We start from the raw sequence: 23,010 nt of genomic DNA on the forward strand, positions 1-23,010 counted from the left end.
TATTCGATTTTTTTATTTTATATCGAATAAAACTAGGTTTTCCAACAAAAAAACTAGAAGAAATTTATATCTCTTCTAGCTTTTTAAATAAATGATAAAATCCATATTTTGTAGAGCGTTCTCTAATTTGTTGACGACTTCCACTTAAATTAAGCGAGAAGACTACAGCTGGTTCATCTTTAATCACCAATCCAATAAATACTGTTCCTGGTTCTTTATGCTCTGAAGCATCCGGTCCTGCCACCCCAGTGAAACTAATTCCAATATCTGCTTTTAACAGTTCCTTTACATTTTCAGCAAGATAGCGAGCACACTGTTTACTAACCGCGCCATCAGTACGTAACACTTCTTCAGGTACATGTAAAATTTGTTGCTTCACATCATTTTGATAACAAATGACACCGCCTTTAAATACAGACGAAACACCAGCATTTTCTGTTACTTGATTTCCAAAAAGACCACCTGTTAAACTTTCTGCACACGCTAAAGTTAACCCTTTTTCCTTCAATAGCCTTATTGCCTTGTAATGAAGGAAATCTTGGTCATATCCGTAGAAAAATTCTCCTACTCTTTCTAAAATCAAATCTTCCACATGCTGAATCAGTTTCTCCGCCTCATCAGCATCATGATGTTTGGCAGTTAAACGTAATGTCACTTCTCCATCATTTGCAAGTGGTGCAATGGTTGGGTTCGTTTGTCCATCAATTAAATCTTGAACTTTCACCTCTAATTGAGATTCCCCAATACCAAAAAAACGAAGAACACGAGAATAAATATTTTCCCCCGTTGTAAACTTACATAAAAAAGGCTCTACGTAACTTATATACATCGGCTTCATTTCTTTTGGTGGTCCTGGTAATAAAATATACACTTTTCCATTCGTATTTAATCCCATACCAGGCGCCATACCGTGATCATTCGCAAATACAGTCGATCCATTTAAAACGAGCGCCTGCTTTTTATTATTCTCCGTAAATTCACGGCCTGTACGCTTAAAATAATCGCTTATCGATGTTAATGCCTTTTCATCATACACAAGCTCTTCATCTAAACTAGACGCTATTGTTTCTTTCGTTAAATCATCTTTTGTCGGTCCTAATCCACCTGTAAAAATGAGCATATCAGCTCGTTCTTCAGCCAATTCAATTGCCTTCTGTAATCGCTTGTTATTATCCCCAACAACAGTATGGTAGTACACGTTAATTCCGATTGAAGCTAACTTTTCAGATAAAAACTGGGCATTTGTATTTGCAATTTGTCCAAGTAATAATTCCGTTCCAACCGCAATAATTTCAGCATTCATCCCAATTCCCCCATAAACTTCTATTTTGAGTTTACAAAAGCATCTTTATTTTTCCAGAAATAATCCCATCCTGAAATAACGGTAAAGAATAATGCAATCCATATGAAAATATCTGCAACTGGAATATGAAGTAGATTTAACGGTACATCATGTAATAAGTATGCTGCAATTGCAATAATTTGTGTCCATGTCTTAATTTTCCCTAGCTGATTTGCTGCAACTACTTCCCCTGTCCCAGCAAGTACAAGGCGTAAACCTGTTACTGCAAACTCACGGCTTATAATTACAATAACGATCCAAGCAGGTACATATTGCATTTCTACCAATGTGATAAGTGCTGCCGAAACAAGTAATTTATCTGCTAACGGGTCAAGGAATTTCCCTAAATTCGTTACAAGATTATACTTTCTTGCATAATGTCCATCAATCCAATCTGTAGCCGAAGCAATAATAAAGATAAGTGCCCCTACTAAATGTTGAATTGGTAACTCTACATCACCAATTATAAATGAGCCCCACTCAAAGGGCGCTAACATAATTACCATAAAAATTGGAATTAAGAAGATTCTAGATATTGTAATTTTATTTGGTAAATTCACAGCTATTCCTCCATCATGTCAAAAACATTTGTTCATTGAAAAAAGTCATCGAAGCGATGACTGTTATTGCGCAGCTTGCCCTATCCCTTGGTTTTTTATCACCAATCTTTGGTGATATTCTTTTGCTGGATCTAATGGGAAAGTAACCACTTGGCCATTCAGTTTAATTTCAACATTCGGTGCACTTCCAATATTAAGCCGCACTTCTTTTACTGTTGATAAATCACGTTTTTCTGTTTGACCACTTTGTACTGTAGTGTTTAGAATTTCGTTACCCGCATCATCTTTAACATCTACATAGCTTGCACCCTTCGCTGAAATTTCCAGTTCTAATGTTTTATTATTATGAATTTCCAAAGTAGATACCTTACCACTCGTTCCAACTACCTTCACTTCTTGTTGTCCAGTTGGTTGCGCTGGTTGCTCTTCTTTCTTTGGTTCTTCTTTTTTTGGTTCTTCCGCTTTCGCTTCATCTTTCTTCGTATCTAACGGAGAATTTTTTGCTTTTTGAACCTCAATTTTCTCACTTTGAGCATTTTGAACTTGCCTATCATCTTTTCCAGTTAACGCTTGAATAACAAACCAGACTACCACTCCAAATGCGATTACTAACAACGCAATCAAAATTTTGGGCATATGATCCGCAATTGGCCATGATGAAGATTTTTGCATTGTTTCTTGTGTTTTTTGTCCAGTTGATACTTGTGGAACTTCACGTTTTTCAGACTGTGGTATCGTACTCTGATATTCCACAAGCAGTTCCTCTCCATTTAATCCAACAGCATCTGCATATTGTTTAATGAATGCACGCGCATAAAAAGCTCCTGGCAACACATCATAATTGCCTTCTTCAATCGCTACTAAATGGCGTTTTTGAATTTTTGTAATCTCATGCAGCTGATCAATAGATAAGCCTTTCGCTTCTCTTGCTTCTGTCAGCTTTTGTCCTAATTCCGTCACTACTAACACCTCAATATTTCTTTAAAAGTCGAACATAGAGAAATTGTTTTGCGTACCTTGCTCAATTTCATCTACTAAATTATATTGAATTTCTTCATCATAATCGTTACGCAATTCGATAATATAATCAAAATCATCCAATGTGTATTCTGACTGACTCACAAACACATCCGGATGTTCCACAACTTTCGTTGCAGGCAATCTCATGATTTCACGAACGAGCTGCCAGTGTCTTTCATTTGCACGCTTTGTCGACACAATTCCATCTAGTATGAAAATATTATCGTCGCTATACTCATCTTCAATCAATTGGCTACGAACAGTTTGCTTAATGAGAGTAGATGATACGAATAACCATCTCTTATTTGCACAAACACTTGCGGCAACAATAGATTCTGTTTTTCCGACACGAGGCATTCCTCGTATCCCAATTAATTTATGACCTTCTTTTTTCATTATCTCCGCCATAAAGTCTACAAGCAATCCTAATTCATCACGCACAAATCGAAATGTTTTCTTATCATCTGCATCTCGTTGTATGTACCTACCATGTCTAACTGCTAGCTTATCTCTAAGCTTTGGCGGACGATATTTCGTTACCGTTATATTATCCATCGTATTTAAAATTGATTCAAGTCTAGAGATTTGCTCTTGATTATCACACATAAGCAAAAGTCCACGTCGTGCATTATCTACACCATTAATTGTGACAATATTGATGCCAAGCATACCGATTAACGAAGAAACGTCACCAAGTAAGCCAGGTCGGTTTTTATGTATTTCATATTCAAAATACCATTCAATCATCCAAGATCACTCCCCTACGCTTACTTTACACCTACGTACTATATTATATGATTTCACCTTAATAGGGAAGCTAAATGTATAATCTATTCCTCCTAATTACTATACAAAAAAGTAGAGAGGAGAAGCTCCTCTCTACTTTTACTTATGTTGTACAAACTTCACCATTAAATTTGCAATTGTATGTTGCTCTTGTTCATCAGCAACTTTCCAAAGCTCAGACAATAATTTTTCTTGATCGTTGCGCGCTTCTACTTCATTTGCTAAATAATCACCAACACGAAATGCCATATCTGATACGGCACCACCATCAAGCCCTTTTCCCCCCGCTTGTTCTAAACGTTCTCCTAAAAAGCTCTTCCACTGATCAAAATTATCTAACACTGACATGTTTAAGCACCTCACTATTTTAGTAATAGAATCATGCTTAATTTGTACAATTTCTTGTTTTTTATGTAAGAATTTTTTAGCAATGCCAACCGCCATTCACTCCGATAATTTGCCCCGTAATATAAGAAGCTCCTGGCGAAACGAGGAATGATACTGTTTTTGCTACCTCTTCGGGTAGTCCTATTCTACCTAATGGAATATCTTCAGCAATTTCATTTTTATCATCTTCTGAAAATACATTTAACATTTCTGTTTCGATCGCACCTGGCGCTACCGCATTAACGCGCAATCCACTTAGAGAAACTTCTTTCGCTAAAGCCTTCACATATGAATTTTGTGCACCTTTCACCATTGAGTACAGCACCTCACAAGACGCTCCTATTTGCCCCCAAATGGATGAAATAACAACAACATTACCACTTCTCCGCCCGATCATCGGTGGAAGCGCCATCGATAAAAGTCTATATACACTCTTCACTTGAAGCTCCACCATATAATCTAATTCTTCATTCGTAACATCCGTTACTAATCCAAATATACTCTTTCCAGCTGCGTATACAATAACATCAATAGGATGTTCGATTTGTCCCCACAATTTCTCTGCTCCATCGATAGAAGCTAAATTTGCTTGCACAGGAATCACTGCATCAAACTCCTTTTGTAACCCCCTTATCTTCTCTTCGCTTTTATTGTAATGAATATAGACTGTATAACCATCCTCGATTAACTGCTTCGAAATAGCAGAGCCAATCCCTCCGCTTCCTCCAGTTACTAATGCATACTTTTTCATAAATTCCCTCTCTTATCTTTTTATATATAAATAAATAATACCCTCATCTTACCATTTGGCAATAACCAAACGTTAGATGAGGGATATAGATACTGCGTTTTTTATTCACGTATTACTTCATTTTTTTGGTAACACTTGGCAGACACTCATTTTCTCTTCAATTAATAATGTTTTTGCTGCTTGTTGTAGGTCTTGAACAGTTAATCCTTCTAACACTGTAAGAGCATCAAATAAACTAGATTCATTAAACGCATATCGTGTAAACTGATTTGCAATATATTCAGGTGAATTCAACGATCGTAAAAATCCGCCAATTTTCTTTTTCTTCACCCGTTCCAGCGCAGTCTCATCTAACTGATCATAATTCGTTTGTAGTAAAATACCTTTTAATCGCTCTGCCAATTCATCAGGGTGCTTCGTATCTCCACCAACCATTGCAAAACCGAAGTTATTTTCTTCTGTATAGTCATACGAGAACGAATCATCAATAAGACCTTCATTATATAAAGATTCGTAATGAACTGACCCTTTTCCAAATAAATAATCTAAAAGTAATGTAAGTGCAATTTCTTGTTTTAACAGAGCTTGCCCTTTTTCTTTTAAATTCGTTGCCTTAATACCAACTAAACATTTTGGAGTTTGAACAGGCATTGAAATAATCTTTTTCTTTTCATTTACTTCTTCTGGTTCCTCTTCAAAAGAGCGAACGATTTCTGGTTGATTTTCGTAATCTTTTTTCGCTTGATTTTCACGAACTAAATCCATTGTTTTTTCAGGATCAATCGCTCCAACAACAAATAATAACATGTTGCTCGGATGGTAAAAAGTCTCATAACATTCATACAGTAGGTCTTTTGTAATTTTACTAATAGACTCAATCGTCCCTGCAATATCAATTTTAATTGGATGTTTCACAAACAAACTATCGATTAACCCAAAGTATAAACGCCAGTCTGGGTTATCTTGGTACATTTGAATTTCTTGACCGATAATACCTTTTTCTTTTTCAACCGTTTTTTCAGAGAAATACGGTTCTTGTACAAAGTCTAACAACGTATTTAAATTTCTCTCTACATTTGATGTACAGGAAAAGAGATAAGCGGTTCTTGTAAAAGATGTAAAAGCGTTCGCTGAAGCACCTTGTTTACTAAACAATTGAAACGCGTCATGGTCCTCTTTTTCAAACAATTTATGCTCAAGGAAATGAGCAATTCCATCTGGTACACGAGTCATGTCTTCTTTTCCAAGCGGTACAAATGTATTATCAACAGAACCGTACTTCGTCGTAAATGTTGCAAATGTTTTGTTGAAGCCTTGTTTCGGTAAGATATATACGTCTAATCCATTCGGAAGTTTTTCATAATATAGCGTCTCTTTTAATTGCTCATACACAATTTTCTCCATTTATTCTCCCTCCGTTCCATGTAAAAAGTAAATTGTATCTAGTTCAATATTATTAGCAACTTTCACAATCTCTTCTTTCGTCACGCTTTCTATGCCCGTTAGCCATTCTTCAACTGGACGCGTACGCTCTGAAATCACCCCGTGATAAAGCATTTCAACAAAACCACGTGGTGTATCAATTGCCTCTAAGATTTGATTTTGAATTACACTTTTCGTTTGCTGAATCTCTTCCTCTGAAAAATCACCGCTTTGCATTGCTTTCATCTGTTCTTTAATAATTTCAACAGCTTTTTCAAAGTTCTTCGCTTCAATTCCAGACATAACGAAGAGCAAACCTTTATGACTTTCAAATCTCGATGCTGCATAGTACGCTAAACTATTTTTTTCACGGACATTTACGAATAACTTCGAATGAGAAAACCCTCCAAATAATCCGTTAAACAATTGTAATGCAAAATAATCTTCATCTTTATACGTAATGAATGTGCGATAGCCGATATTTAATTTACTTTGCTTTAGTTCTTGTTTTTCAACAATTTCTTTTTCTTCATTATTTCGTTTATGAAGAAGTACATTTCTCTCTTTCATAGCGCGAGGTGAGATCGAAAAATACTTATTTACAAGCTCCACAGCATCTTCCGAAATATCACCAATGATATATAAATCCATTTCATCTTCAGCTAACACTTTTTGATAATATTGATACAAACTTTCATTTGTAATAGAAGCAACACTTTCTTTTTTTCCATTTGCACTTAAGCGATATGGTTCTACTTTGCACATTTCTGCAATTAAACGCTCATTTGCATAACGCATTTTATCATCATAAGTAGCTTCAATTCGTTGCAAGAGTGCTCGTTTCTCACTTTCTACAATAGAAGATAGAAAACCGTCCCCTTCTGTTGCTGGATGTAAAACAATATCAGATAACATAGAAAGCGCTTTTTCAAATAACGGTGGTGCATCGCGTAAATATGTTTCATTTGCAATGTCTACATAAATAGAGATGATATGGTCTTCCCCTTTTTTACTTACATCTACCGCTAAAGAAGATCCATATAATTCTTCTAAATATTGACGAAGACGAATTACAGAAGGCAGTTTTTCTGTCGCACTTTGCAATACGTACGGCAATAGGGCACGCTCTGTCACCGTCTCCTCATTTAAAGGTGCTTTAAAACGAAATACAAAGGTATTTGTTTTAAATTTATCAGTCGGAATAATATGTACTCGCAAGCCACCTAATTCATGCAGTTGCTGTTCCATTAGTTTCATTAATAGCCCTCCTTTACGTATGTAGGAATATTCCTCTTCAATATACAGTTTTTAGAAATAAAAAATCAACTTTTCTTCCTTATTATGCTTACATTTGAGTCTTTCTAAAAACTTTAATATGTAAGGAACATAGTAAAATTCCGTATTAAATATATTCTATGTAAAAAAAGCCCGCACTAATGTGCGAGCTTTTTTTATACTTTCTAAATACTCATCGTTTTCCTTTTTCATAAGGCGTTCCTAATGCTTTCGGAGCTTCAGATCGGCCTACAAAACCAACAAGTGCTAATATTGTAAATACATACGGTAATATCGTTAAGAATACACTTGGAATTTCTTTTAATATAGGAATTGTACCACCTGTTATCCCAAGTGATTGAGCAAATCCGAAGAACAATGCTGCTCCAAGAGCACCAAGTGGATTCCATTTACCAAAGATCATAGCTGCTAGTGCTAAGAAACCTTGTCCAGTAATTGTAGCACCTGAGAAGTTACCAGAAATCGACATTGCGAAGACCGCACCACCCACTCCTGCAAACATTCCAGATATACAAACTGCAATATAACGCATTTTATATACATTAATCCCCATCGTATCTGCTGCCATTGGATGTTCACCAACAGCACGTAGACGAAGACCAAACGGTGTTTTATAAATAATGTACCAAACAACAAATGCTAAAATAATGGCAATATACGATGTTAACGGTACGTTTGAGAAAAATATTTTTCCGATAACTGGAATATCTGATAGACCTGGGACATCGATTTTTTCAATACGGTATTGAATAAAATCTGTCTGCCCTTTATCAAAAATCTTCTTAATCGCAAATACTGTTAAACCAAGAGATAAGAAGTTAATCGCTACACCACTTACAACCTGATCAGCACGGAACGTAATAGATGCTACCGCGTGAAGTAATGCAAATAATCCACCACCAATTGCCGCAAATAGTAATGCAATCCATGGAGTCATCGTTCCCCAAGTATCACCCATTAATAAGGTTGTAACAATTCCAACAAATGCACCAAATAGCATTAGTCCTTCTAACGCAATATTTACAACACCTGATCGTTCACTAAATACACCACCTAATGCTGTAAAAATTAAAGGTGCTGATGTATATAACGTACCTGTCACAAGAATGGCTAATATATCTAAAAAGCTCATTTATTTCCCCTCCTTGCTCATGCGTGTAAGCGCCCATCTTAAAACATAACTACATGCAACAAAGAAGATAATACATGCAATAATTACGTTAATAAGTTCTGATGGTACATCTGCCTCAAAGTTCATTTGAGGGGAAGCACTTTTCAAACCACCAAATAACAATGCTGAAAGGATAATACCAAATGGATTATTTCCTCCAAGAAGCGCTACGGCAATTCCGTCAAATCCAATCCCTGTAAATGAAGACATTGCTGTCATGCTTTGGAATGTTCCTAACCCTTCCATTGCTCCACCAATCCCAGCAAATGCACCAGCAATTGTCATGGAGAATACTACATTACGAGAAACCTTCATACCTGCATATTGAGAAGCATGTTGATTAAATCCTACTGACTTTAATTCATAACCTAGAGTTGTTCGATCTAATAAGAACCACATTAAGATTGCTACTAAAATTGCAACAATAATTCCCCAGTGAAGACGTGAACCATCAGTTATTGCAGCTAACCAATCTGAAGATAAAGATGCACTCGCTTTAATATCGTATGTTTTATCATTGCCCTCATGTAAAAAGCGTTTAATTATGTCATACGTTACATATAACGCGATATAGTTCATCATTATTGTTACAATAACTTCATTAACCTTAAACTTCCCTTTTAAATAACCAGGAATAAAGCCCCATATTCCACCCACCATTGCTGCAAATAAAATAGATAATGGAATATGAAGAAACGCTGGTAGTGAGACCGCATAACCGAACCAAACTGCCGCAAGCCAACCAACTAATAGTTGACCCTCTACCCCGATATTAAATAAACCTGTACGAAATGCAAACGCCACCGATAATCCAGCAAGAATAAGTGGTATCATAGTGCGAAGTGTCTCACCAATCGCACTAGCACTGCCGAACATACCTGTCCAAAGCGCACTATAACCAACAATTGGATCATAGCCACTAACCAGCATTACAATCGCTCCAACAATTAAACCAAAAATAACGGATAGTACTGGGACTAAAATATTTATCGTTCGCTCTGTTAAAAGTTTTTTAGCCATTTGTACCCACCTGCTCTTTCTCTGTTCCTCCAGCCATTAGCAAACCAAGCTGTTGTTCATTTGTGCCTTTCGCATTCACAATTGCTACAATTTTCCCTTCATAGATAACCGCAACCCGATCACTCACATTTAAAATTTCTTCTAATTCTAAAGATAAAAGAAGAACCGCTTTCCCATTATCTCTCTGCTCGATTAATTTTTTATGAATAAATTCAATTGCACCAACATCTAAACCACGTGTTGGCTGTGCTGCAATTAATAAATCCGGATTACGATCTACTTCACGTGCAATAATAGCTTTCTGCTGATTCCCACCAGATAGAGCACGCGCTAATGTTTGTTCGCTAGGTGTACGTACATCGAACTGTTCAATAAGTGCCTTCGCTTTCCCTGTGATTTTGCTAAAGTTTAAAATCCCCTTCTTTGAAAATGGATTTTTATAGTACGTTTGCAAAACTATATTGTCTCTAACAGAAAAATCAAGAACTAGTCCGTGCTTATGACGATCTTCTGGAATATGACCAATTCCTTCTTCTGTAATTCTTCGAACAGGCCAATTCGTTATTTCTTTCCCTTTAATTGCAATAGAACCTGACTCAACTTTTCGTAAACCAGTAATTGCTTCTATTAATTCGCTTTGTCCATTTCCATCGATTCCTGCAATACCAACAATTTCCCCCGCACGAACAGTTAAGTCAAGGCCTTTTACAGCAGGCAGTTGGCGTGCATCGTGAACAACAAGATTTGCAATAGAAAGTACCTCTTCTTTGGGCGTAGCGTCTATTTTTTCTGTTTTAAAATTCACTTGACGTCCGACCATTAATTCTGCAAGTTTATGTTCATCCGTATTTGCAACGTCAACAGTTCCAATCCCTTTTCCTTTGCGAATAATTGTACAACGATCGCAAACTTCCATAATTTCTTTCAATTTATGAGTAATAAGAATGATAGATTTTCCTTCTTGCACAAGCTTTTTCATAATTTGAATCAATTCATGAATTTCTTGTGGTGTTAACACTGCAGTCGGTTCATCAAATATTAAAATTTCCGCTCCACGGTAAAGTGTTTTTAAAATTTCAACACGCTGTTGCATACCAACAGAAATATCCTGTATTTTCGCGTATGGATCTACAGCTAAACCATATTGTTCAGACAACTTTTGAATCTCTTTAGCAGCTTCTTCAACAGCTATTTTCCCTTTTTTCTTCGGTTCATTACCGAGAATGATATTCTCTGTAACTGTAAAATTATGAACAAGCATAAAATGTTGATGGACCATCCCAATACCAAGATCATTCGCAATATTCGGATTTGTAATTTTTACAGGTGTTCCTTTAATTTTAATTTCACCCTGTTCTGGCTGATACAAACCGAATAGTACATTCATCAATGTGGATTTCCCTGCACCATTTTCTCCAAGTAAAGCATGTATTTCTCCCTGTTTTACTTGCAGCGTAATATCATCATTCGCTACAATGCCTGGGAATACTTTCGTAATATTATTCATCTCAATTACGTATTCCATTTCGTTCCTCCTTTTAACAGGGAACATTCCCCTATTACACTATTAACTTATTAAGCAATTTGGAAGTTTTATACATACAAAGGTTAGTTCTAAGAACTAACCTTTGCTATTTCTCTATCTTTATTTTTTTAGAGAAGCTTCATATTCTTTATATTCTTTATCTGTAGCTGGTACTTTAATTTCTCCAGCTGTAATTTTCTTTTCAAATTCTTCTACTTTTGTTAAAATCTCAGGGTTAACTTTTTTCACGTTATCAGTTGTTTTTGCAATACCAACACCGTCATCTTTTAAGCCAAACGCTTCAATTTTACCACCTTTTAATTTTCCATCTTTCGCTTCTTTTGCTACTTTTTGTACAGCGATATCAACACGTTTTACCATTGAAGTTAATGTTACGTTTTCAGGCATACCTTCTTGATTTTGGTCACGGTCAACACCGATTACCCAAACGTTTTCACCTTTTTTCTTACGGTTTTTCGCTTCAGTGAATACACCGTTACCTGTACCACCAGCAGCATGATAAATAACATCTACGCCTTGACCATACATTGCTGACGCAAGAACTGTACCTTTTTCAGGCTTATCGAATGCTTCAGCATATTCAGATACGATTTCAATATTTGGATTCACTGCCTTAGCACCAGCTTTAAATCCATTCTCGAATTTACTAATTAAATCACTCTTCATTCCACCAACAAATCCTACTTTATTCGATTTTGTTGACATAGCTGCCACCGCACCTACAAGGAATGACCCTTCATGATCTTTAAATGTAATACTTGTTACGTTTGGTGCATCTACAACAGTATCAACAATTGCAAATTGTTGTTTTGGAGATTCTTTTGCTACTTCTTTAATTGCTCCCTCTAATTTATACCCAATACCGAAAGCTAAATCATACTTATCTTTTGAAAATTTCTTTAAGTTCGGAATATAATCCGCTTCTTTTTCAGATTGAAGATAACGATAATTTGTCTTCTCTTTTAATCCATTATCTTTACCAAACTGTTGTAATCCTTCCCAAGAAGATTGGTTAAATGATTTGTCATCAACGCCCCCAACATCTGTAACCATACCAACCTTAAACTCTTTATCCCCTTTTTTGTCACTATCCGCTTTATCCGAGTTACCACATGCACCTAACACTGTACTTGCTGCTAACGTTAACGATAATAAAAGACCTGTTTTTTTCTTCATACTAGAAACCCCTCCTGAAATGTTTTGTCTAATGATTCATACGCTGCTGTCCCTTACTTCTTGCTGTCACCTCCCTAAAAAGGAACTTCCCTACATACGTTTTCTTAATACGTGGAAGCTAAACTTATCAGCTCTAAAGTAATTAATAGAATATAAGATTGGCTCATCATTTTGATCATAGTGCATTTGTTTTAAAACTAGCAGTGCCGTTTCAGGTTCACATTCTAAAATCGGTGAAATTTTCGGGTGATAACCAATCGGTTCAATGTGAGCAACTGCGTATGTGATACGCTTGTGCGTATTATTATGTATTACTGTAAGCAGCGATTCCTCATTGTATCCCGATAAATCTGGTAATATCTCTTTTGCCAGTTTATCAATGCAATATACAACTGGTTCCCCATCCGCTGTACGAACACGTTCAATCATTACTGCGCTAAAAGCATCTTCACAATTAAATTTCTCTTTTTCTTCTTCTGTTAAAGTTGTTGTAGATGATGATAAAAAGATTGTTCCTGGTGTTTTCCCCACACTAGAAATCATATCTGTAATACTAGAAAGTTGCTCTATTCCGGAAGAAAATAACGGCTTCGCATTTACAAATGTCCCTACACCATGTCTACGAATAACAACATTTTCTTCTTCTAAAATACGTAGTGCTTCCCTTAAAGTTGCCCTACTTACACCAAGTTCTTTCGCTAGATCAAACTCTGAAGGTAACTTTTGTTTTTCTTTGTAAGCCCCATCTTTAATTTTTCCTTTGATGTGATCAATCACCCGCAAATATAGGTGACGACTATCGGATTTTACTGACATAAGACTCCCCCGCATTTCAATTATTCGACCTCTGATGTAAGACTTCTTTTCTCTTTTTTCAACTTACAACATAGTATAAATTACTAAATACTAAAAATAAGCGTAATTATCGAATAAATATTAATAATTTTTCAAGATGAAATTTTCACACTTTATTCCATAAAAAAAACTTTGTACCATAAACATTTCTCATATAGAGAAAAAGTTCGGCACAAAGATTCCTTACATCCTTTGTTACACACTTTTCCCCTCATAGTCTAGCAATTCATGGTTGCCAGGTAGAAACTTATGGACCTTATCTCCAAGATTATATGAGGCAGTGATTCTTTTCGAAGTAATCTTACCACTTGCTCCCATATGTGTCAACAGATTTCAACATTTTTCTACATTAAATATCGAACGTTTTGAAAACCAAAACGATAAGCATTCGTATTCTAAAGGACCCTTAAAAATGTAAGCCCTTTCTTAGTCAATGACTATAGTATATAACAAAAACAGCATATAAAAAAGCCTAATTGTAAAAACAATTAGGCTTTTTTTAAGAACTTTTTTCTTGCACATCTTTAATGAGTACTCCCCTTGGTTTACTACCTTCATAAGGACCTACTACACCATTCATTTCCATGGCATCAATTAAACGAGCTGCTCGCGTATATCCTACTCTAAATCTACGTTGTAACATAGAAACAGATGCTGTTTGCATTTCTACTACAAGCTGAACCGCTTCATCGTATAATTCATCTTCTACTTCCTGCTTTGTTTCAGGAACATCTTGTGGAATCATATCCTCTTGATATTGCGCTTTTTGCTGCGCAATAACAGATTCTACGACTCTCTCAACTTCATCATCTGATAAAAATGCCCCTTGTACACGAACAGGTTTCGATGCACCAATTGGTATGAATAACATATCTCCACGACCTAGCAACTTTTCTGCACCACCACCGTCAAGAATCGTTCGAGAATCTATTTGGGAAGATACAGCAAATGCAATACGCGATGGAATATTCGCTTTAATAACACCTGTGATAACATCAACTGACGGGCGCTGAGTCGCAATAATTAAATGAATACCAGCAGCACGTGCCATTTGCGCTAAACGCATAATCGCATCTTCTACATCCGAAGAAGCAACCATCATTAAATCAGCTAACTCGTCCACAATTACTACAATATATGGTAATTCAGGTTGTTTCGCTTCCGATTGGCTATTATGTTCTTTAATATAATCATTATATCCTTCAATGTTACGCGTACCGCTATGCGCGAATAATTCATAACGACGCTCCATTTCACTCACAACTTTCTTCAAAGCCTGTGATGCTTTTTTCGGATCAGTTACGACTGGTGTTAATAAGTGCGGAACACCGTTATATACATTTAACTCTACCATTTTCGGATCAATCATCATTAATTTTACTTCATGCGGTTTTGCACGCATTAAAATACTTACAATAATTCCATTAATACATACACTCTTTCCACTACCAGTCGCACCAGCTACTAATAAATGGGGCATTTTATTTAAACGTGCCAATACAGCCTCTCCTGTAACATCACGTCCAAGACCGATTAATAACTTCTCTTCTGGGTGGTTATTCGCCTTTGAATCAAGAACTTCTCTCAGCGTTACCATAGAAACTTCTGAATTCGGAACCTCAATCCCTACAGCTGATTTCCCGGGAATAGGTGCTTCAATACGAATGTCTTTCGCTGCTAAAGCAAGCGCTAAATCATCACTTAAACTAACAATTTTACTTACCTTTACTCCCATATCAGGATACACTTCATATTTCGTAACTGCAGGACCTCTATGTACTTTTGTTACTTTCGCTTTCACACCAAAACTTTGGAATGTACGTTCCAATTTACGAGCATTTTCATAAATTTCCGCATTTTCATTTGTAACTTGCTTATTTTGGGGAAACTTTAATATATCAAGCGAAGGAAGCTTATAATCTTTATTTTCCACATTAGAAAATTGCATAGGAGGTGCTTTCGTTTCACCTTCTAGCGATTCAACGATTTTTTCTCCTCGTTTCTTGTGAGGTTGTTCTTCTGGCGCAGGCGGAACTGCCTCTTCAATAAACGGAGGAGTGATTAAATCATTTTCTTCTATCTGCTTTTCCGTCTCTTCACGTACTGGATAATTCTCAGTAAAATTCGAAATAATTGGTGGACCAATTTCTATTTCTTCTACTGGCTCAATAGCTTCTTCTTGTTCAGCAACACGTTCACGCCTCTTGCTTCTTGTTGTTTTTTTCTTTTCAGTTTGCTCGGCGACCCTTTGAGATTTCCAATCTTTATAATCCCCTTGCATTACTTGAAACTGACTTCTAAGAATTCTCCCTACCGGAGCAAGTACTTCTCCAATATGTTTATTTGTTATACAAAGTATTCCAAGAATAACTAAAATAATTCCAATGATATATGCCCCTACTTCGTCAAATAAGAAGTAGCACGTTGCGAACATCAATGCACCGAACATACCACCACCTAAATGAACACTATCCGGGCCCTTTTTCATTTCAAGGAAGAAGTAATCTTTTGTACTAACAATTACAGAAGTATTTTGCACAGCTCCATCTTTCGTAAGCAGGTTAAATAATGTAATATGACTAAACATTAATATTGCTAGTACAATTAAATAAACACCTATTAGCCGTTTATTTAAAAGGTTGGGCCATCCCCGCTTTATTACAAACGCAACAGATAAAGCTATTACACCTAACACACCAATTATGTACCACTCACCAAAGAAGAAGCGAAAAAATAACACAAACGATTTCCCTACAACACCTAGCTGTAAAATCGTAATAATCGAAAGTGCAAAAAGAGTCAACCCGACGATTTCATAATACAAAGTTGGCTTTATCGTACGTCTTGCCTTAGCCTTCGTCCCTCTTTGCTTTTGTTTTGCCATTTCTTCACCTCGTGTTCTAGAAATTAAGTACAACTTTCTTATAAAAAAGATCTACTTACATGTCTTTCTCTCTATTTTTCAGGTCTTTATATCTTCTATTTTTACACTTCTTGTAAAATGTTAAATAAACAGAAGAAAGCAGCCTACTCATGGCTGCTCAACCGTCTTGTTTTTTATATTATACCATAGCTCCTAAACAAAATCCTTCTTTTTGCTAAAAGGTAATTTTCTGTCCAGGCTCAAACTCTAGGTAGTGAGACGGATTCGTACTTAATACACGTACAATAGAGTAACATTGATTATCCTCCTCAGAAACCACTAATTCCACGCCATTTATATTCACAACTTTTTGGCTTTCGCATTGTGAATAATCGGCCGGATACACAAGTTGCTCTGGCATAATTGTATATAAAATCATTGTAGCATTGTCCCTTCTGTACTATTATCCTTGCGTTCATCAATTAATTCGTTTAATTTTCGAAGTGCGCTACCAATACCACCGACACCATCTATAAGACCATACTTCACTGCATCTCCACCTATTACATTAGTCCCAATATCTCGCGTCAAATTCCCTTTTGCAAACATAAGCTCTTTAAAACGATCTTCCGTTACTTTCGAATGCTTTGTCACAAATCGAATGACTCTTTCTTGCATTTTATCCAAATACTCAAATGTTTGTGGCACACCTATAACAAGACCTGTTAAACGAATTGGATGAATTGTCATCGTCGCTGTTTCGGCAATAAATGAATAATCAGTTGAGACCGCAATCGGTACACCGATTGAATGCCCTCCTCCTAAAACAAGAGATACAGTTGGTTTTGAAAGCGAAGCCACCATTTCAGAAATCGCTAATCCAGCTTCAACGTCACCCCCAACTGTATTTAATATTAACAGTAAACCTTCAATTTTTGGATTTTGTTCAATCGCGACAATTTGCGGAATGATGTGTTCATATTTTGTTGTTTTATTTTGTGGTGGCAACTGAATATGACCTTCCACCTGCCCAACAATTGTTAAGCAATGAATACGCGATTCATTCATTTGTGGTACATTTGTCTGTCCAAGTTGCTGAATTTTCTCCACTATAGAAGCCTCTTTTGGAACTTCTTTCGGCTCAGCTTCTTTTTCTTCATTTGTATAACGATCACGTTCTGTCATATCGCATCCCCTTTCACTCGTATATAACTATTATTTCTTAAGTTATGAATTTCATTCGATAGGGTTAAAAAAGAAAAAGATCACCTGTAAAGGTGACCTTCTTTATACTTCCATAATAATCGGTAAAATCATTGGCTTTCTCTTCGTTTCTTCGTACAAGAACTGCCCTAATAATTCACGAATATTTTGTTTCAACATAGACCATTCAATTGTATATTCTTTAATTGATTGTTCAACAATCATACGTACAATATCTGTGGATCGTTCGATTAATGCTTCTGATTCACGAACATATACAAAGCCGCGTGAAATAATTTCTGGACCAGAGATTATTTTCTTTTCATCCTTACCAAGTGTTACAACAACAACTAAAATTCCATCTTGAGATAACATCTTTCTATCTCGAAGAACGATGTTACCGACGTCACCTACACCTAATCCATCAATTAAAACATTACCAGCTTGCACTTTACCAGCTAATTTTGCTTCATCGTCACCAAAAGCAATTACATCGCCTTTTTCTACGATAAAGATATTCTCTCTCGCAATACCTACATCTTCCGCTAAATACGCATGTGCTTTTTGCATACGGAACTCACCATGTACGGGTACAAAATACTTCGGCTTCATTAAATTTATCATCAGCTTTAATTCTTCTTGGCTACCATGACCTGAAACGTGAACTTTTCTTTCACCGTAATAAATAACCTCAGCACCAGATCTAAATAACAAGTCAATAATTTTTGATACAGATACTTCATTTCCTGGAATTGGAGAAGCTGCAATAATAACAGTATCACCTTTACGAATTGAAATTTGTTTATGAGCTTGTTTCGCCATTCTAGAAAGGGCTGCCATCGGTTCCCCTTGACTACCAGTCGTTAAGATAGCTACCTTTTTTTCCGGGAAATTGTCTATTTCTTGTAATGAAATAACCATGCCTTCTGGAACATCTAAATAACCAAGACGTCTTGCAATATCTACCACTTTCACCATGCTACGTCCTACTACCGCTACTTTCCTTCCAGTTTCAGCAGCTGCATCAAACACTTGTTGAATACGGTGTACATTCGATGCAAATGAAGCAACAATAATACGTCCTTCTGAACTATAGAATACTTTAGAAATCTCTATACCAACTTCTTTTTCCGAACCTGTATAACCAGGACGTTCAGCATTTGTACTATCAGATAACAAGCAAAGTACGCCTTCATTTCCAATTTGCGCCATTTTCCCAAGATCTGCTCCACTATTTCCGATTGGAGTTTGATCAAATTTAAAGTCTCCTGTATATACTACAGCACCTTTTGATGTATGGAAACAAACACCCACAGAATCCGGAATACTATGTGTCGTTCCGAAGAATGACACATTTGTTGAATTAAACTCTACTGTTGAATTCGAGTCAATTGTTTTTAAGTCTACACGGCCTAACATTCCTGCTTCGCCAAGCTTTTCTTGTATAAGTCCTACCGTTAATTTCGTCGCATATACTGGAATAGATAATTTACGAAGCACATAAACAATTCCACCAATATGATCTTCATGACCATGGGTAATAAATAGTCCTTTTACTCGCTCTTGATTTTCTACTAAATATGTAATGTCAGGAATAACAATATCAATCCCAAACATTTCATCTCCCGGGAACATCAATCCGGCATCTACAATAAAGATTTCAGAATCAATTTCAACACAGTACATGTTTTTTCCGATTTCACCTACTCCGCCAAGAGCAAATACTTTAACAGACTCATTCTCTTTTCTCTTCATGTTGTTGCCTGGTTTAAAAATCTTGCAAACACTGATTTCACTAAAATTGCAGAGACACCAGGGGAAACTCTACAACCACCATATATTCACCGTCCAAGACGAATGTCCTTACCGTTATGCGATATCATGTCCTTGTTAATTTTTTAAACCAGGTTTCACCTCTCTTTCATTATATAAATCAAATATCTTATTCGATATGATATGAAAATTTCATTAAATCTTAATTTTTACCAATTTTGCTAAGCATACCCGTACTAAGCTACTTAGCCATATTATAACTGATACAAGAAATAGAACACAAGTTAAATTATGCGAAAGACAAGAGAAGACACTAAAATGAGATTATAATTTAAGAGGGCAAAATTCATATCAGTTTTACTATTTTCCCTACGTAATAAGAGTTTGATGGAAAAATATTCATGTAAATTCTTTACATAAACATGAAACGATATTCACTAAAAAAATCTTATCTCTGTAATCAGTTTCTTACTAATTCTCCCCCTGCCATCCCCTTCTTATTACAGCCTATTAACTATAGCTAATTTTCATCACTTACATATAGTTAGTCAAAATAAAAATGACCTAGTTTCACACTAGGTCATTTTTATTAACGAGGAATAGATTGCATTACGGATTGTAACGTTATTCTTTCTTCTTCCGTTAATGGAAGAAGTGGCAAACGTACAGAACCTACATCTAATCCCACCATTTGTAATGCTGTTTTTACTGGTGTTGGGCTCGGCGCCATAAATAGTGCATCCGTTACTTTTACTAGTAATTGATGTAATTTCTGCGCTTTTTTGAACTCTCCAGCTTGGAATGCAGCAATCATTTCTTGCATTTCATTCCCGATAACATGAGATGCTACAGAAACAATACCTTTTGCTCCAATTGCCATAGCTGGTAATGTTAAACCATCATCACCGCTGTATACTGCAAAGTCGTCCGCTGTTTTTTCAATGATTTCTGTCATTGTTAATACATCGCCGCCTGCATCTTTAATCGCAACAATGTTTTCTATTTCTGATAAACGAACAACTGTATCAACGGAGATTTGTACAATAGATCGTCCTGGAACATTATATAGCATTACCGGAAGCGGAGTGCTTTCAGCGATTGTTTTAAAGTGCTGGTACATCCCTTCTTGACTCGGTTTATTATAATACGGTGCCACTAGCATAACTGCATCAACACCAACTTCAGTTGCCTTTTTTGTTAAATCGACAGAAGCATGCGTATTATTGCTACCTGTTCCAGCGATGACGGGCACCCTTTTATCGACAACAGATACGACATGGCGATATAACGCTACTTTTTCTTCTGATGTTAATGTAGGAGATTCTCCAGTCGTCCCTCCTACCACGATTGCTGTTGTACCGTTATCAATTAAATAATTTACCAATTTCGTTGTCTTTGCAAAATCGATATTACCATTTTTATCAAACGGTGTTACCATCGCGGTTGCAATTGTCCCAAAATCTATCATGATCTCACTCCTTATTGTTCCAGTTGCTTTTCTTTTGAAAGCTCAAATGCACTATGTAATGCATTCACAGCCTCCACTAAATCGGCTTCTTTTACAAGAACCCAAATTGTCGTATGACTATCTGCTGATTGCAGAATTTGAATACCTTTTTCCGCTAAAGCTGTGACAATTTTCGCTGTAACCCCTGGAATACCTGCCATTCCAGCACCAACGATAGAAACCTTCGCACAATGCTCTGTCACCACTGGATCATATCCAAGTTGCTTTAAAACCTCAACTGCACGCGCTGATACACTATCCTTTACTGTGTAAGCTACACCAGTAGGAGAAATGTTAATTAAATCCACACTAATCCCTTCATTAGCCATTTCTTTAAACACGTGTTGTTGTAAATCATATGCAGTTTCTTTTGCAAGCACTTTAATTTGCGTTACGTTTGACACATGGGCAATCCCTGTAACAGGACGTTCTTCTACATCCTGCCCTTTTGTAGCACCATCATATGCCGCAATAAGCGTACCTTCACTATCAGAATACGTAGAACGTACACGAAGTGGTACTTTTGCATGCATCGCAATTTCAACCGCACGCGGATGAACAACTTTCGCACCCTGATAAGCCATGTTACAAATCTCGTTATATGTTACAGTTTGAAGATGACGTGCATCTTTTACGATACGAGGATCCGCAGTCATAACACCTTCAACATCTGTGAAGATATCGATATATTCAGCATGAAGCGCAACACCTAATGCTGAAGCTGAGGTATCACTACCTCCGCGTCCAAGTGTTGTCGTATCTCCATTTTTCGTTTGACCTTGGAATCCAGTCACGACGATAACATCTACATTTTGTAACTCTTCATGTATACGATCGCAATTCATTTCAATAATCTTAGCATTCGTAAAGTCATTATTCGTTACAAAACCAGCTTGCGCACCATTTAATGCTGCTGCTTTTATACCATTCTCATTCAACATGTTAGAGAAAACAATTGCTGAGATTAATTCTCCGCATGATAATAATAAATCTTGCTCACGTTTAGAAATATTAGGTTCCTCTTGATTTACAAGACTTAATAACGTATCAGTTGCATACGGTTCACCTTTACGGCCCATTGCTGATACAACAGTAACTACTTTATAACCAGCAGCTAACGATTTTTTTATATGGTGAAGCGCATGCTTGCGCCCATTGTCATCACGTACTGATGTACCACCAAATTTTTGAACAATAATTTTCATATTTTGCACCTTCTCTTAGCCGTTTACACTAATTGTAATTTTACTAAGCGCTCTGCAATTTGAACAGAATTCCATGCAGCGCCTTTTAATAAGTTATCAGATACGACCCAAAGGTGGAATCCTTTATCATTATTTAAATCTTTACGGATTCTTCCAACGAATACTTCATTTTTACCTACTGCAGTAGCTGGCATTGGATATAACTGCTCTGCTGGATTATCTTGCAGTACAATACCTTCTGCATTTGCAAGTAAGTTTTTCATTTCTTCTACTGTTACGCCTTCTTTATCTACTTCAATGTACACAGACTCGGAATGACCCGATACAACTGGTAAACGTACACATGTCGCAGCTACTTCTAATTCAGGCATATGCATAATTTTTTTCGTTTCATTAATCATTTTCATTTCTTCGAATGTAAATCCATTATCTTGGAATTTATCAATCTGTGGAATAGCATTAAAAGCGATTTGGAAATGCTTTTCGTCACCTGATACAGGTAAAACATTCGCCTTTACTTCTTCGCCATTTAAGATTGCTTGTGATTGTTCATGAAGTTCTTCAATAGCTGCCGCACCAGCACCTGATACAGCTTGATATGTGGAAACGATTACTCGTTTTAAACCATATTGCTGGCGAACTGGTTCAAGAGCTACTACCATTTGAATTGTAGAACAGTTTGGATTTGCAATAATACCATTATGTTCTTTTAAATCATTTTCATTTACTTCAGGTACAACAAGTGGCACGTTTTCTGTCATACGGAATGCACTTGTATTATCAACAACAATTGCACCGCGCTTTGCTGCTTCTGGCGCTAATTGTTTCGATACAGATCCACCTGCACTAAATAGTGCAATATCTACTCCTTCAAAACTTTCAGGAGTTGCCTCTTGAACTGTAAATTCTTCGCCTTTAAATACAAGTTTCTTACCTGCAGATCGTTTAGATGAAAGTAACGTTAACTTCCCAATTGGAAATTCTCGTTTCTCTAAAGTATTTAACATTTGTTCACCAACTGCGCCGGTTGCTCCAACTACAGCGACATGAAAAGTTTTTTGCTTTTCCATCACTATGCCCCTTTCTAGATACCAATCCTTCTATAACTTAGAATTAGAAGGAGCTTA

20 protein-coding genes and 1 riboswitch are annotated in these 23,010 nt (G+C 36.4%); all 20 genes read right to left on the reverse strand.

Annotated features, from left to right (window positions below; genetic code table 11):
* Positions 1-64: 64 nt before the first annotated feature.
* The 20 genes from JFT95_RS16205 to asd all read right to left on the reverse strand — a co-directional run bounded on the left by JFT95_RS16205 (position 65) and on the right by asd (position 22,953).
* Positions 65-1,303, reverse strand: coding sequence for a competence/damage-inducible protein A (locus JFT95_RS16205; RefSeq protein ID WP_002014598.1), 1,239 nt, complete (start codon positions 1,301-1,303; stop codon positions 65-67).
* Positions 1,304-1,323: 20 nt separating this feature from the next.
* Positions 1,324-1,902, reverse strand: coding sequence for a CDP-diacylglycerol--glycerol-3-phosphate 3-phosphatidyltransferase (gene pgsA, locus JFT95_RS16210; RefSeq protein ID WP_002014596.1), 579 nt, complete (start codon positions 1,900-1,902; stop codon positions 1,324-1,326).
* A gap of 63 nt (positions 1,903-1,965) precedes the next feature.
* Positions 1,966-2,862, reverse strand: coding sequence for a helix-turn-helix domain-containing protein (locus tag JFT95_RS16215; protein WP_033731187.1), 897 nt, complete (start codon positions 2,860-2,862; stop codon positions 1,966-1,968).
* 21 nt (positions 2,863-2,883) lie between these two features.
* Positions 2,884-3,669 carry a DUF3388 domain-containing protein gene (locus JFT95_RS16220; RefSeq protein ID WP_000574107.1) on the reverse strand — a complete coding sequence of 262 codons (786 nt, stop codon included), beginning with the start codon at positions 3,667-3,669 and terminating at the stop codon, positions 2,884-2,886.
* A gap of 138 nt (positions 3,670-3,807) precedes the next feature.
* On the reverse strand, positions 3,808-4,056 hold the full coding sequence (locus tag JFT95_RS16225) for a DUF3243 domain-containing protein (RefSeq protein WP_000114449.1): 249 nt from the start codon (positions 4,054-4,056) through the stop codon (positions 3,808-3,810).
* A 76-nt stretch (positions 4,057-4,132) separates the two neighbouring features.
* Positions 4,133-4,846: an elongation factor P 5-aminopentanone reductase gene (gene ymfI, locus JFT95_RS16230; RefSeq protein WP_002014593.1), complete on the reverse strand. Its 714-nt coding sequence runs from the start codon at positions 4,844-4,846 to the stop codon at positions 4,133-4,135.
* A 117-nt stretch (positions 4,847-4,963) separates the two neighbouring features.
* A complete protein-coding gene (gene yfmH, locus JFT95_RS16235; protein ID WP_002014592.1) occupies positions 4,964-6,250 on the reverse strand; it encodes an EF-P 5-aminopentanol modification-associated protein YfmH in 1,287 nt (428 codons plus the stop codon).
* Complete coding sequence (gene yfmF / locus JFT95_RS16240) at positions 6,251-7,525, reverse strand: EF-P 5-aminopentanol modification-associated protein YfmF (protein ID WP_002033691.1); 1,275 nt, start codon at positions 7,523-7,525, stop codon at positions 6,251-6,253.
* A gap of 211 nt (positions 7,526-7,736) precedes the next feature.
* The gene (locus JFT95_RS16245; RefSeq protein WP_002033690.1) at positions 7,737-8,696 is read right to left on the reverse strand and encodes an ABC transporter permease; all 960 of its coding nucleotides are present in this window, start codon (positions 8,694-8,696) and stop codon (positions 7,737-7,739) included.
* Complete coding sequence (locus JFT95_RS16250) at positions 8,697-9,755, reverse strand: ABC transporter permease (protein ID WP_002190491.1); 1,059 nt, start codon at positions 9,753-9,755, stop codon at positions 8,697-8,699.
* A complete protein-coding gene (locus tag JFT95_RS16255) occupies positions 9,748-11,280 on the reverse strand; it encodes an ABC transporter ATP-binding protein (RefSeq protein WP_002142848.1) in 1,533 nt (510 codons plus the stop codon). Before JFT95_RS16255 ends, JFT95_RS16250 begins: the two co-directional genes overlap by 8 nt.
* Positions 11,281-11,400: 120 nt before the next feature.
* Positions 11,401-12,477 carry a BMP family lipoprotein gene (locus JFT95_RS16260; protein WP_002190493.1) on the reverse strand — a complete coding sequence of 359 codons (1,077 nt, stop codon included), beginning with the start codon at positions 12,475-12,477 and terminating at the stop codon, positions 11,401-11,403.
* Positions 12,478-12,567: 90 nt separating this feature from the next.
* Positions 12,568-13,293, reverse strand: a complete 726-nt coding sequence (locus tag JFT95_RS16265; protein WP_002088063.1) for a GntR family transcriptional regulator — start codon at positions 13,291-13,293, stop codon at positions 12,568-12,570.
* Between the two features lie 233 nt (positions 13,294-13,526).
* Positions 13,527-13,628, reverse strand: a riboswitch (purine riboswitch).
* A 203-nt stretch (positions 13,629-13,831) separates the two neighbouring features.
* Positions 13,832-16,216 (reverse strand): DNA translocase FtsK, encoded by a 2,385-nt coding sequence (locus JFT95_RS16270; RefSeq protein ID WP_002014584.1) that lies wholly within the window; start codon positions 16,214-16,216, stop codon positions 13,832-13,834.
* A gap of 214 nt (positions 16,217-16,430) precedes the next feature.
* Positions 16,431-16,634 (reverse strand): YlzJ-like family protein, encoded by a 204-nt coding sequence (locus JFT95_RS16275; protein ID WP_002088064.1) that lies wholly within the window; start codon positions 16,632-16,634, stop codon positions 16,431-16,433.
* The gene (gene tepA / locus JFT95_RS16280) at positions 16,631-17,380 is read right to left on the reverse strand and encodes a translocation-enhancing protein TepA (RefSeq protein WP_002014582.1); all 750 of its coding nucleotides are present in this window, start codon (positions 17,378-17,380) and stop codon (positions 16,631-16,633) included. The genes JFT95_RS16275 and tepA overlap by 4 nt, the downstream gene beginning before the upstream one ends.
* Positions 17,381-17,482: 102 nt before the next feature.
* On the reverse strand, positions 17,483-19,153 hold the full coding sequence (locus tag JFT95_RS16285; RefSeq protein ID WP_002014581.1) for a ribonuclease J: 1,671 nt from the start codon (positions 19,151-19,153) through the stop codon (positions 17,483-17,485).
* Positions 19,154-19,760: 607 nt separating this feature from the next.
* A complete protein-coding gene (gene dapA / locus JFT95_RS16290; protein WP_002014579.1) occupies positions 19,761-20,639 on the reverse strand; it encodes a 4-hydroxy-tetrahydrodipicolinate synthase in 879 nt (292 codons plus the stop codon).
* Between the two features lie 11 nt (positions 20,640-20,650).
* Entirely contained in the window at positions 20,651-21,883 is a 1,233-nt protein-coding gene (gene dapG / locus JFT95_RS16295) for an aspartate kinase (RefSeq protein ID WP_002088068.1), read from the reverse strand.
* Between the two features lie 23 nt (positions 21,884-21,906).
* Positions 21,907-22,953 (reverse strand): aspartate-semialdehyde dehydrogenase, encoded by a 1,047-nt coding sequence (gene asd / locus JFT95_RS16300; protein ID WP_002014577.1) that lies wholly within the window; start codon positions 22,951-22,953, stop codon positions 21,907-21,909.
* Positions 22,954-23,010: the final 57 nt, after the last annotated feature.

The organism is Bacillus sp. TH17 (assembly GCF_016651125.1).
Classification (GTDB): Bacteria; Bacillota; Bacilli; order Bacillales; family Bacillaceae_G; genus Bacillus_A; species Bacillus_A mycoides.

Coding starts and splice junctions, on each gene's coding strand:
- JFT95_RS16225 (WP_000114449.1), bottom strand. CDS start 4,056: ATGTCAGTGTTAGATAATTTTGATCAGTGGAAGAGCTTTTTAGGAGAA.
- yfmF (WP_002033691.1), bottom strand. CDS start 7,525: ATGAAACTAATGGAACAGCAACTGCATGAATTAGGTGGCTTGCGAGTA.
- JFT95_RS16245 (WP_002033690.1), bottom strand. CDS start 8,696: ATGAGCTTTTTAGATATATTAGCCATTCTTGTGACAGGTACGTTATAT.
- JFT95_RS16205 (WP_002014598.1), bottom strand. CDS start 1,303: ATGAATGCTGAAATTATTGCGGTTGGAACGGAATTATTACTTGGACAA.
- dapA (WP_002014579.1), bottom strand. CDS start 20,639: ATGATAGATTTTGGGACAATTGCAACCGCGATGGTAACACCGTTTGAT.
- JFT95_RS16260 (WP_002190493.1), bottom strand. CDS start 12,477: ATGAAGAAAAAAACAGGTCTTTTATTATCGTTAACGTTAGCAGCAAGT.
- tepA (WP_002014582.1), bottom strand. CDS start 17,380: ATGACAGAACGTGATCGTTATACAAATGAAGAAAAAGAAGCTGAGCCG.
- dapG (WP_002088068.1), bottom strand. CDS start 21,883: ATGAAAATTATTGTTCAAAAATTTGGTGGTACATCAGTACGTGATGAC.
- asd (WP_002014577.1), bottom strand. CDS start 22,953: ATGGAAAAGCAAAAAACTTTTCATGTCGCTGTAGTTGGAGCAACCGGC.
- JFT95_RS16285 (WP_002014581.1), bottom strand. CDS start 19,153: ATGAAGAGAAAAGAGAATGAGTCTGTTAAAGTATTTGCTCTTGGCGGA.
- ymfI (WP_002014593.1), bottom strand. CDS start 4,846: ATGAAAAAGTATGCATTAGTAACTGGAGGAAGCGGAGGGATTGGCTCT.
- JFT95_RS16255 (WP_002142848.1), bottom strand. CDS start 11,280: ATGGAATACGTAATTGAGATGAATAATATTACGAAAGTATTCCCAGGC.
- JFT95_RS16220 (WP_000574107.1), bottom strand. CDS start 3,669: ATGATTGAATGGTATTTTGAATATGAAATACATAAAAACCGACCTGGC.
- JFT95_RS16275 (WP_002088064.1), bottom strand. CDS start 16,634: ATGATTTTATATACAATTATGCCAGAGCAACTTGTGTATCCGGCCGAT.
- JFT95_RS16270 (WP_002014584.1), bottom strand. CDS start 16,216: ATGGCAAAACAAAAGCAAAGAGGGACGAAGGCTAAGGCAAGACGTACG.
- JFT95_RS16250 (WP_002190491.1), bottom strand. CDS start 9,755: ATGGCTAAAAAACTTTTAACAGAGCGAACGATAAATATTTTAGTCCCA.
- JFT95_RS16265 (WP_002088063.1), bottom strand. CDS start 13,293: ATGTCAGTAAAATCCGATAGTCGTCACCTATATTTGCGGGTGATTGAT.
- yfmH (WP_002014592.1), bottom strand. CDS start 6,250: ATGGAGAAAATTGTGTATGAGCAATTAAAAGAGACGCTATATTATGAA.